Annotated in this window: 11 protein-coding genes; 5 read left to right on the top strand and 6 right to left on the bottom strand. The window is 61.1% G+C overall.

The window, feature by feature from the left end; translation table 11 throughout:
- Positions 1-72: 72 nt before the first annotated feature.
- Together QK296_RS28590 and QK296_RS28585 are read right to left on the bottom strand one after the other, a co-directional pair.
- A complete protein-coding gene (locus tag QK296_RS28590; protein WP_192001982.1) occupies positions 73-687 on the bottom strand; it encodes an NAD(P)-dependent oxidoreductase in 615 nt (204 codons plus the stop codon).
- Between the two features lie 34 nt (positions 688-721).
- Positions 722-1588, bottom strand: coding sequence for an MBL fold metallo-hydrolase (locus QK296_RS28585; protein WP_057710835.1), 867 nt, complete (start codon positions 1586-1588; stop codon positions 722-724).
- Positions 1589-1693: 105 nt separating this feature from the next.
- Here QK296_RS28585 and QK296_RS28580 point away from each other — a divergent pair, with 105 nt between their 5' ends.
- Together QK296_RS28580 and QK296_RS28575 are read left to right on the top strand one after the other, a co-directional pair.
- On the top strand, positions 1694-2599 hold the full coding sequence (locus tag QK296_RS28580) for a LysR family transcriptional regulator (protein WP_169855451.1): 906 nt from the start codon (positions 1694-1696) through the stop codon (positions 2597-2599).
- A gap of 91 nt (positions 2600-2690) precedes the next feature.
- Entirely contained in the window at positions 2691-2870 is a 180-nt protein-coding gene (locus QK296_RS28575) for a hypothetical protein (protein ID WP_003189580.1), read from the top strand.
- Here QK296_RS28575 and QK296_RS28570 read toward each other — a convergent pair.
- Positions 2863-3738: a helix-turn-helix domain-containing protein gene (locus QK296_RS28570; RefSeq protein ID WP_003189581.1), complete on the bottom strand. Its 876-nt coding sequence runs from the start codon at positions 3736-3738 to the stop codon at positions 2863-2865. The genes QK296_RS28575 and QK296_RS28570 overlap by 8 nt on opposite strands.
- A 180-nt stretch (positions 3739-3918) precedes the next feature.
- On the opposite strand from QK296_RS28570, the gene pobA reads away from it, so the two are divergent.
- Positions 3919-5112: a 4-hydroxybenzoate 3-monooxygenase gene (gene pobA, locus QK296_RS28565; protein ID WP_003189582.1), complete on the top strand. Its 1194-nt coding sequence runs from the start codon at positions 3919-3921 to the stop codon at positions 5110-5112.
- Positions 5113-5178: 66 nt separating this feature from the next.
- Positions 5179-6696, top strand: coding sequence for an MDR family MFS transporter (locus tag QK296_RS28560; protein ID WP_169855453.1), 1518 nt, complete (start codon positions 5179-5181; stop codon positions 6694-6696).
- Between the two features lie 56 nt (positions 6697-6752).
- Here QK296_RS28560 and QK296_RS28555 read toward each other — a convergent pair whose 3' ends face one another.
- Genes QK296_RS28555 through QK296_RS28545 form a run of 3 tightly spaced genes read right to left on the bottom strand, consistent with a single transcriptional unit; the run spans position 6753 to position 8788 of the window.
- Positions 6753-7592, bottom strand: coding sequence for a cache domain-containing protein (locus QK296_RS28555; RefSeq protein WP_094775226.1), 840 nt, complete (start codon positions 7590-7592; stop codon positions 6753-6755).
- A 55-nt stretch (positions 7593-7647) separates the two neighbouring features.
- Positions 7648-8118, bottom strand: a complete 471-nt coding sequence (cynS, locus tag QK296_RS28550) for a cyanase (RefSeq protein ID WP_034135097.1) — start codon at positions 8116-8118, stop codon at positions 7648-7650.
- Positions 8119-8146: 28 nt separating this feature from the next.
- Positions 8147-8788: a carbonic anhydrase gene (locus QK296_RS28545; protein WP_003189587.1), complete on the bottom strand. Its 642-nt coding sequence runs from the start codon at positions 8786-8788 to the stop codon at positions 8147-8149.
- Positions 8789-8900: 112 nt separating this feature from the next.
- On the opposite strand from QK296_RS28545, the gene cynR reads away from it, so the two are divergent.
- Positions 8901-9752, top strand: coding sequence for a transcriptional regulator CynR (gene cynR / locus QK296_RS28540; protein WP_282392283.1), 852 nt, complete (start codon positions 8901-8903; stop codon positions 9750-9752).
- Positions 9753-9913 lie beyond the last annotated feature (161 nt).

Below are 9913 nucleotides of genomic sequence, written 5' to 3'. Positions count from 1 at the left end.
GCTTGAGATCAAAAGCAGATCAAGATCAAGAGCGGCTCGCTTCGCATCGTGGTTAGCGTTGACGGCGTTGGGTCAGTAGCCGACGGTGAAGCGCTGGCGCGAGTGCTTCGGGTTTTCCACTTCATCCAGCATGGCGATGGCGAAGTCGGCAAAACTGATCGAGCTAGTGCCGTCACTGCTCACCAGCAGATCGTCCTTGCCCAGGCGGAATTTGCCGGTGCGCTCGGTGCCGTCGAACAGGGCCGATGGCGACAGGAAGGTCCAGTCCAGTTCTTTTTCCTGGCGCAGCGTTTCCAGGAAGTCAGCTCCGGCACTGGCTTCAGCTTTATATTCAGCCGGGAAGCCTTCGCTGTCGATCACGCGCCCGCCACCGGGTAACAGCAGCGAACCTGCGCCGCCGACCACCAACAAACGTTTCACACCAGCCTTTTTCACCGGGCCGATTACGGCGCTGGCGGGGAGGGTGGAGAAGTGCGCGGCGCTGATCACCACGTCGCTGCCGCTGATGGCCTGTTGCAAGGCCTCGGCATCCAGGGCATCAGCCTGTTTGACCGTAACGCCAGGGCGCACAGCCAGCTTGTCGGTATTGCGGGCGATGGCGGTCACGGTATGCCCGCGACGCAGCGCTTCTTCCAGTAGTTGGCTACCGGCACGGCCGGTGGCACCAATGATTGCGATCTTGCTCATGATGTTCTCCAACAGGGTTAAGGTTTAAAGCCAATTACCACTTCATTTCGCCCTTGGCGACTTTGGCGCTCAGCTCCAGCGAGCTTTCGTCGGCAAGGGTGGGGTAACGTTTTTTCATGGCCGCAATCAGGGCGGCGGAATCCTTGGCCTTGGCGGTTTCGAGGTCGAAGGCCTTGATGTAATCGGCAGTGAACTTGACCGAGGCCAGCGACGGCTTGCCCAGGTAATGGCCCGGCACCACGGTGTTCGGCTTCAGGTCTTCAATGCGCTTGAGCGTAGCCAACCAGTCTTTATGGGATTGCGCGCTCTGGGTATCGGCCATCCACACGTGGATATTTTCAGCGACGACCACACCACCGATTACGGCCTTGATCGACGGGATCCACACAAAGCTGCGATCGGGCTGCGGGCCGTCGAGGCCCACCACTTCAAGCTGTTGCCCTTCCAGGGTCAGGCTGTGGCCTTTAAGCACTTGCGGCACAAGGGTCTTGGCCGGTTTGTCGGCGCCCATTTTCGGGCCCCAGAAGGCCAGCTTGTCGGCGACGGTGGCGTTGATATGGTCGACCACCGGCTGCGGCGCCAGCACCTTGGCGTCGGGGAAAGCGGCGGTCAGGGTGTCGAGGCCGAAGTAGTAGTCTGGGTCGCCATGGCTGATGTAGATGGTGGTCAGGCGTTTGCCGCTGGCGCGGATCTTCTGCACCAGTTGCTCGGCTTGGCTTTTGCCAAATTGTGCATCCACCAGGATCGCGTCTTTTTCGCCGCTGACCAGCACCGAGCTGACCGGGAAGATCGCGGCTTCGCCTGGGTTGTACACGTCGAGTTTCAGCTCTGTCGCCGCTGCGTGGGCAGCGAAGGCCAGGGCGGCGGTAGCCAGGGTCAAGCGTTTGAAGGTCGAGAACATTGGGCAGCTCCTGCCATTGGTAAGGGATGCACAGAGCTTAGTTGCATAAAACGCGACAAAAAATGCGATGCTGGGACATAGTTTGTTTCTAAAAGCGGGCAAATCATGGATCGTCTTCAAGCAATGCGCGTGTTTGTCACCGTGGTGGACCTGGGCAGCCAATCCGCCGCGGCCGACCACCTTGACCTGTCGCGCCCGGTGGTCTCGCGCTACCTGGCCGAGCTGGAAGACTGGGTGGGCGCACGTCTGCTGCACCGCACCACGCGCAAGCTCAGCCTCACCGCAGCCGGGGGGGAAACGCTACCGCGTTGCCGACAATTGTTGGATTTGTGCGGGGATATGCAGGCCGCCGTCAGCGAGCCCGACGACGCGCCCCGAGGCCTGTTGCGCCTGAGCGTGAGCACCTCGTTCGGCCAGGCGCAACTGGGCGCGGCGATTGCCGAGTACGTCAAGCGCTACCCGTTGGTGACGGTGGATTTGCAGATGCTCGATCGCACGGTGAACCTGGTGGACGAGCGCATTGACCTGGCGATCCGCACCAGCAACGACCTGGACCCCAACCTGATCGCCCGGCGCCTGACCGTATGCCGCTCGGTGGTGTGCGCCACACCGGCTTATCTGCACGAGCATCCGGCGCCGCAGAAAGTCGAAGACCTGGCCCGGCACAACTGCCTGACCCACTCTTACTTCGGCAAGAGCCTGTGGCATTTCGAAGAAAATGGCGAACACGTGTCGGTGCCGGTCCACGGCAATATCACCGCCAACGAGGCCAGCACGTTAATGCGCGTGACGCTGGCCGGGGCAGGGGTGGCGATGCTGCCCAGTTATCAGGCCGGTGAACTGATCCGCAGTGGAGAATTGGTACGCTTGCTGCCGCACGCCGAGCCACGCCAGATGAATATCTATGCAGTGTACGCCTCACGCAAACACATGCCCTCGGCGCTGCGCAGCCTCCTGGATTTCCTGGTGCTGCGCTTCCCCGAGGAGCCTGTCTGGGACGTCGGGCTGTGAGCTGAAATAAGCGCGCTGAATGGCATCGCATCATGGCAAGTTGACCTATGCTTTAAACAGCACCCTGTAGATCCGTTCAGAGGTCTGTGCCATGAGCATCAAAACCAGAAAGTACCTGACAATTTTCACCCTCTGCGCATTGGCGACAGCGCTGTATGGGACTGCCGCCTATCGCGTCGAGCAAACACGCATGCAGCCGGCGGCGTTCGCCATCAGTTGTCATCAGGACCAATGCGTTCCGCGCACCGGCAGTTTCAGTGCACTCAGGTAGGCTGCTCGGCCTTCAGTTGTTCACGAAACGCCTTGGGTGAAAACCCGACCCTGCGGCGAAACAGCCGTGAGAAGTTGGTCGGGTCGGAAAACCCCAGCACCTCGGACATTTCGTTGATGGTCATGCTGGTGTAGGTCAGCAGGCGCTTGGCTTCCAGCAACTGGCGGTCATGCATGATCTGCAACGCCGGCTGCCCACCCAACTCCCGACATGTCCCGTTCAAGTGTGAGACCGAGATGCCCAGCTTGTGGGCCAGGTCTTCAATCTTGGGGTGTTCGCGGTAATGCTGTTCGACCAGTTGCGTAAACCGCCGAAAGTACTCACGCCCCCGCGGTGCGCGTGGATGGCGACGTTGGATCGCCTGGCGGCTGACCCATACCAGCAACACGCTGACCAGGGCGTGCAGCATCATGTCCCGTGCCGGTTGGTCATCGGCGTATTCGTCCTGCAAACGCATGAACAGGCTGTTCAAGTAATCGCTGTCCTTGCCCGCCGGGTAACTGCCCAGGGTGTGCAGGCCATCGACGGTAGAGCCCAGTTGCGCCTGCAAGTGGCTGACCAGCGGCGCCGAAAGCGTCACCACGAACCCCTCCACATCCTCGGAAAAACGAAAACCATGCACGCACAGCGGTGGCAGCACTTGCAGGCTCGACTCGTTGAGCGTGGTGCGCTGGCCTTCGATTTCCAGTTGTGCCTGGCCTTTGTGCACATACAGCAACTGGCACAGGTCCGCGTGCCGGTGGGGCTGGATTTCCCACTGGTATTCCCGACTGCGCCGGGAAATGGTTTCGCAGTGCAACAAATCGGGAGTCGGCCACTGCTGGCTTTCCCCGTAAAGCTTGAAGACCGGAATCGCGGTTTTGGTCATGGTTTCAATCCGATACTCAGGATAAGGGTTCGGTAATCGCCCCGATTGGCGAAAAGCACAGGTTTTGACGCAGTTTTCACCTTCTTATGCGGCTCGCTCAAGTGAAAAATGTCAGCCACAAGAGCAATGACAACTCTTTCACTCCATACGTTCGCGTGAAGCTTGAAGGCCATAAAAATAATGAAAACCCTTAAAACTCAAGTCGCCATTATTGGCGCCGGTCCTTCCGGATTGCTGCTCGGCCAGTTGTTGCACAACGCTGGTATCCAAACCCTTGTTCTAGAGCGCCAGAGCGCCGAGTACGTGCAAGGCCGTATCCGCGCCGGTGTGTTAGAACAGGGCATGGTCGACCTGCTGCGCGAAGCCGGGGTCAGCCAGCGCATGGACGCCGAGGGTTTGGTGCACGACGGGTTTGACATTGCCCTCAATGGCCAACTCACCTCCATCGACCTCAAGGCCTTGACCGGCGGCCAGTCGGTGATGATCTACGGCCAGACCGAGGTCACCCGCGACCTGATGGCCGCCCGCGCAGCCGCCGGTGCCATCACCCTGTACGAAGCCTCCAATGTTCAACCCCATGACCTGAAAAGTGAACAGCCGTGGCTGACCTTCGAGCATGAAGGCCAAGCCTATCGCCTGGAGTGCGACTACATTGCCGGCTGCGACGGTTTCCATGGTGTGGCCCGCCAGTCGATACCGGCGCAAGCGCTGAAGGTGTTCGAGCGGGTCTACCCCTTCGGCTGGCTGGGTGTGCTGGCTGACACGCCGCCGGTACACGCTGAATTGGTGTACGCCAAACATACGCGGGGTTTTGCGCTGTGCAGCATGCGGTCGCCGACCCGCAGCCGCTACTACCTGCAAGTGCCGGTCGAAGAGAAGCTGGAAGACTGGGCGGATGAACGCTTTTGGGATGAACTCAAAAGCCGCCTGCCCAACTCCTTGGCCGAGCAGTTGGTGACCGGGCCCTCGATCGAAAAAAGCATCGCGCCGCTGCGCAGCTTTGTGGTGGAACCGATGCAGTACGGGCGTCTGTTCCTGCTCGGCGATGCCGCGCACATTGTGCCGCCCACCGGCGCCAAGGGTTTGAACTTGGCGGCCAGTGATGTGAGCACCTTGTTCCGCATCTTGCTCAAGGTGTACCGCGAAGGGCGCCTGGACCTGCTGCAAAAGTACTCGGCAATCTGCCTGCGCCGGGTGTGGAAAGCCGAACGGTTTTCCTGGTGGATGACCTCGATGCTGCATCAATTCCCACAGGCGGACGCCTTCAGCCAGCGCATCGCCGAAAGCGAACTGGACTATTTCGTTCACTCCGAGGCCGGGCGCAAAACCATCGCAGAAAATTACGTCGGCCTTCCTTACGAGCCTATCGAATAGCCTGCTATCGTATCGAGCATTCCCACCGGTGACCGTTGCCTGTGGGCCCTGCTCGAAGGTTCTGCCGTGACTCACCTCAATCAGCCCGCTCCAACCGTTCCCGCCGTGCGCAGTATCCTGGTCGCGCTGATGATGGCGATCTTCCTGGGGGCCCTGGACCAGACCATTGTCGCCGTGTCCATGCCGGCCATTTCTGCGCAGTTCCATGACGTCAACCTGCTGGCCTGGGTGATCTCCGGCTACATGGTGGCGATGACCGTGGCGGTGCCGATCTACGGCAAGCTGGGCGACCTGTATGGGCGCCGGCCCATGATGCTGATCGGCATGGGCGTGTTCACCCTGGCGTCGCTGTTCTGCGGCCTGGCGCAAAGCATGGAGCAGCTGGTGCTGGCGCGGGTGCTGCAGGGTATCGGCGCTGGCGGGATGGTCTCGGTGAGCCAGGCGATCATTGGCGACATTATTCCTCCCCGCGAACGGGGACGTTATCAGGGGTATTTCAGCAGCATGTACGCGGTGGCCAGCGTGGCCGGGCCGGTGCTGGGCGGTTATATGACCGAGTACCTGTCGTGGCGCTGGGTGTTTTTGATCAACCTGCCGCTGGGTGCCGGTGCCTGGTATGTGGCCCATCGCACCCTGGTGGGGCTGCCGGTGCCGCAGCGCAAGCCGATCATCGATTACCTCGGCACGGTGCTGATGATCATCGGCCTCACCGCCTTGTTGCTGGGCATCACCGAAATCGGCCAGGGCCATTCATGGCGTGACGATCAAGTGCTGGGGTTGCTGGCCTGCGCCCTGCTGGCCTTGAGCGCGTTTGTGTGGCACGAACGCCGCGCGCGCGAACCGCTGCTGCCGATGCACTTGTTTGCCAACCGCAGCGCGGTGTTGTGCTGGTGCACGATTTTCATCACCAGCTTCCAGGCGATTTCCCTGACGGTGCTGATGCCCCTGCGCTACCAGACCGTAACCGGCGCCGGTGCCGACAGCGCGGCCCTGCACTTGCTGCCCTTGGCGATGGGCTTGCCGATGGGCGCGTATTTCGCCGGGCGCATGACCTCGGTGACCGGCCGCTACAAACCGATGATCCTCAGTGGTGCGTTGTTAAGCCCCCTGGCGATCCTCTGCATGGCCTACAGCGCGCCCCAGGCGGTGGCGTTCACCGCGATCTTCATGCTGTTGAGCGGCATCGCCTCAGGCATGCAATTTCCAACCTCGCTGGTGGGCACACAGAATTCGGTGGAGCAACGGGATATTGGTGTGGCCACCAGCACCACCAACCTGTTTCGCTCCCTGGGCGGCGCAGTGGGCGTGGCCTGCATGTCGGCGTTGCTGCTGGCGCTGTTACACGATTCCAGTTTCGCCCATCTGGCAAGCGGCGCACTGGTGGCCGAAGGCAGTTCCGGCAACGTGCTGCTCGACGGCCTCAACGCCGCACCCGGCCCGGCGCAAGATGCGTTGCGCGCGGAGCTGGCGGTGACGTTCCGGCATTTGCTGATGGTGAGTGCGGCGGTGTCGCTGCTGGGGTTGGCGGCTGCGATAGCGATGCCGAATCGGGTACTGCGTGGCCGTGAAGACAAAGTTAGATAAGCGGACGCGGAGCGTCCCAGGCGGCGTTCCCACGCAGAGCGTGGGAATGATCAGGATCAGGGGCTGTAATACCCCACCGCTACCATGAAATGCCCGCTCTTGCGCACATACGCATGCTTGTTCTCGACCTTGCCCGTCACCGGGTTTTTCCAGCGGTATTTGTATTCGCCCTGGTCCTGTTCGGCCATCATCTTGAGGATCGGCACACCCACCGGTTTGCCATCCGGATCCTTGATCTTGGCGAAATCGGTGTTGATCAGGCGCAGGTTGGTGCCGTGGGCGACGTAGCGCCGGGTGTTCAGGTCCACCACGAATACGTAGAGATCATCTTGCAGGAAGCCGCCTTGCAAGGAGTTGATCGCCTTGAGCGTGCCGGCTTCATCCTTGACCAACGCCTCCACCGCCTTGTTGCGCAGCGCCCGTGCCTGTTCCGGGGTGGCGCGCGGCAAGTAATAACCGACCGCCAGAATGCGTTCACCCACCCGCTGATAAAACACATGCTTGTGTTCGACCTTGCCGTCATTCCAGTTCTGCCAGCGGTAGTCAGCCTGCTGGATACCCTGGTTTTCGGGCACTTTGAGTGCGTCCTTGAAGGATTGGCGCAAATCCGGTCCGAGTACCTCGGACACATCGCGACCGATCAGCGCGGAGGAGGGCCCGCCACTGGCCAGCAGCACGCCTTTTGTATCGACCACAAACACATAGCGGTCCTGGTCGATGAACTCGCCCTGACGGCTGAAGGCGGCGAACGCCTTGTCACCTTGCTTGTGGTAGTACGCCAAGGCCTTTTCCAGCAGGGCCTTGGCGGCTTGGGCATCCGCTTCCTGTGCCGTGGCGGCATGCACCTGGCTGCAACACAACAGCAGCAGCCAGGTGAATCGGAGCAGTCTCTTCATTTACCCGTCCCTCGTTCTTGATGGTGTGCCAAGAGCGTAGACGGTTGGCGGCAAATCAGAAGGGTTTGGTCGGCAGGTATTTGCCGTCCAGGGTGATGACCGCACGGGAGCCGCCGTCCGGGTCTTCGACTTTCTTGATGTCCAGTTTGAAGTTGATGGCGCTGATGATGCCGTCGCCGAATTGCTCATGCACCAGGGCCTTCAAGGTAGAGCCGTAGACTTGCAGCATTTCATAGAAACGGTACATGGTTGGGTCGGTCGGCACACCGCTCGGGAAGCTGCCGCGCAGTGGGACGCTTTGCAGCAGGCGGCTGGCGTCCTCGTCAAGGCCGAGTTTGCCGCACACGATGTCGGCCGCTTCCTTGGGCAGCGGGTGCTGGCCGAGCAGGGCGGCGGTGACGAATGCCAGGCTCAGCCCGGTGCCGTCGGTGAGGGCCTGCCACGACAGGTTTTTGCGTGCCTTGAGGTCGATAACGGTGTCGGCCAGGGCCAGGCGTGGGGTTTGAGCGAATTGAGATTGCAACATGGTGACGTCCTCTTGGGTTGAATAAGGTTCAGGCGGCGTGGGCGCGGGTGCTGGGGTGGTCGAGCAGGGAGACGAAGCGCCCGGTGTGCCCGTCCAAAGCGTCAATGCCGCCGGTTTCGATGTCGTACACCCAGCCATGCAGGTTCATCCGGCCTTGTTCCAGCGCCAGGGCGACCGAAGGGTGAGTCTTGAGATTAGCCAGTTGGGCGACCACGTTTTCGCGCACCAAGGCATCCAGGCGTGCAGCGTCCGAGGCATGTGTGCGGGCGGCATTGATCACCTTGGCCGACTCGGCATGGCGCAACCAGTTGGCCACGGCGGGCAGGTGGTCCAGGCATTTGCAGGTGGAAATCGCAGTCATCGCGCCGCAGTCTGAATGCCCGCAAATCACAATGTCGCTCACGCCCAGCACCGCTACGGCATATTCGACCGTGGCCGACACGCCTCCCGGCTCCGGGCCGTAGGACGGCACGATGTTGCCGGCATTGCGGATGACGAACAGATCACCGGGCTCCTGCTGGGTCAACAGCTCAGGGACTACGCGGCTGTCAGAGCAGGACACGAACAAGGTGCCGGGGTTTTGCGTGGTCGCCAGGTGTTTGAACAAGTCACTGCGAGGGGTAAAGGCTTCACGTTGGAATTTGCGAAAGCCGTCGATGAGATGTTGCATGGTGGTTCTCCTTGCGTCGCTGATGGGGCAAGGATGGAAGTTTTCGGCTATAGCGTCCAAGACCGGTTTATGATGCTATCTATAAGCTATGCCTATAGTTGGAGCGCTGCCCATGCTGTTGCGTCATATCCGTTATTTGCTGGCCGTTGCCGAGCATCGCAACTTCACGCGGGCTGCCGAGGCGCTGCACGTGTCGCAACCGACCTTGTCGCAGCAGATCAAGCAACTGGAAGAAAGCCTGGGTGCGCCACTGCTGGACCGCACCGGGCGCCGCATCAGCCTGACCGACGCGGGGCAGGCGTACGTACGCTATGCGCGCTTGGCCTTGCAGGACCTACAGGCCGGCACCCGTGCGATACACGACGTGCAGGACCTGCGCCGAGGGCACTTGCGCCTGGCCATGACGCCGACCTTTACTGCTTACCTGATCGGCCCGCTGCTGGCACGGTTCAATGCGTTGTACCCCGGCATCACCCTGAGCATCGAGGAACTGACCCAAGACCGTATCGAAGCCGCGCTGGGGGAGGACCTGCTGGATATCGGCATCGGGTTTACTGGCGAGCATGGGGTGGAGATCGACTGTGAGGCGCTGTTTGTCGAAGAGCTGAGCCTGGTCGTCAGTGCCAGTCACCCCGAACGCAATCAACGGGCGTGGCTCGAACAGCCTCTGGTGTTGCTGAACACAGGCTTCGCTACCCGCCGCTACATCGACGATTACTGCCACCGGCAAGGGGTTAAACCGCAGATTGCCATGGAGGCCAATTCCATCAGTGCGATTATCGAGATCGTACGCAGCACGCCCCTGGCAACCATCCTGCCCCGGGCATTGGCCGAGGCTCAGGCTGGCCTGCGTGCCGTGGCGATCGAGCCTGCGTTGCCGCAGCGCACTGTGGCCTTGTTGAGCCGCAAGGGGGCGTATCGCAGCGCTGCGTGTGCGGCGTTTGTGGCGTTGATCAAGGCATAGGGCCGGACAGCCTGCGCTTATCTACCTGACACCCCGCGATCCAAATGTGGGAGCTGGCTTGCCTGCGATGACGGCCTGAAAGCCAACGCCTATCTACCAGACAAACCACGATCCAACTGTGGGAGCGGGCTTGCTCGCGAAGGCGGCCTGGCAGTCAACAC

It is taken from the genome of Pseudomonas sp. AL10, assembly GCF_029960685.1.
Lineage (GTDB): Bacteria > Pseudomonadota > Gammaproteobacteria > Pseudomonadales > Pseudomonadaceae > Aquipseudomonas > Aquipseudomonas lactis.
Note: the sequence above shows the minus strand (reverse complement) of the source record. Positions and strands in the feature narration are given on the sequence as shown.

Coding starts and splice junctions, on each gene's coding strand:
- QK296_RS28590 (WP_192001982.1), bottom strand. CDS start 687: ATGAGCAAGATCGCAATCATTGGTGCCACCGGCCGTGCCGGTAGCCAA.
- QK296_RS28585 (WP_057710835.1), bottom strand. CDS start 1,588: ATGTTCTCGACCTTCAAACGCTTGACCCTGGCTACCGCCGCCCTGGCC.
- QK296_RS28580 (WP_169855451.1), top strand. CDS start 1,694: ATGGATCGTCTTCAAGCAATGCGCGTGTTTGTCACCGTGGTGGACCTG.
- QK296_RS28575 (WP_003189580.1), top strand. CDS start 2,691: ATGAGCATCAAAACCAGAAAGTACCTGACAATTTTCACCCTCTGCGCA.
- QK296_RS28570 (WP_003189581.1), bottom strand. CDS start 3,738: ATGACCAAAACCGCGATTCCGGTCTTCAAGCTTTACGGGGAAAGCCAG.
- pobA (WP_003189582.1), top strand. CDS start 3,919: ATGAAAACCCTTAAAACTCAAGTCGCCATTATTGGCGCCGGTCCTTCC.
- QK296_RS28555 (WP_094775226.1), bottom strand. CDS start 7,592: ATGAAGAGACTGCTCCGATTCACCTGGCTGCTGCTGTTGTGTTGCAGC.
- cynS (WP_034135097.1), bottom strand. CDS start 8,118: ATGTTGCAATCTCAATTCGCTCAAACCCCACGCCTGGCCCTGGCCGAC.
- QK296_RS28545 (WP_003189587.1), bottom strand. CDS start 8,788: ATGCAACATCTCATCGACGGCTTTCGCAAATTCCAACGTGAAGCCTTT.
- cynR (WP_282392283.1), top strand. CDS start 8,901: ATGCTGTTGCGTCATATCCGTTATTTGCTGGCCGTTGCCGAGCATCGC.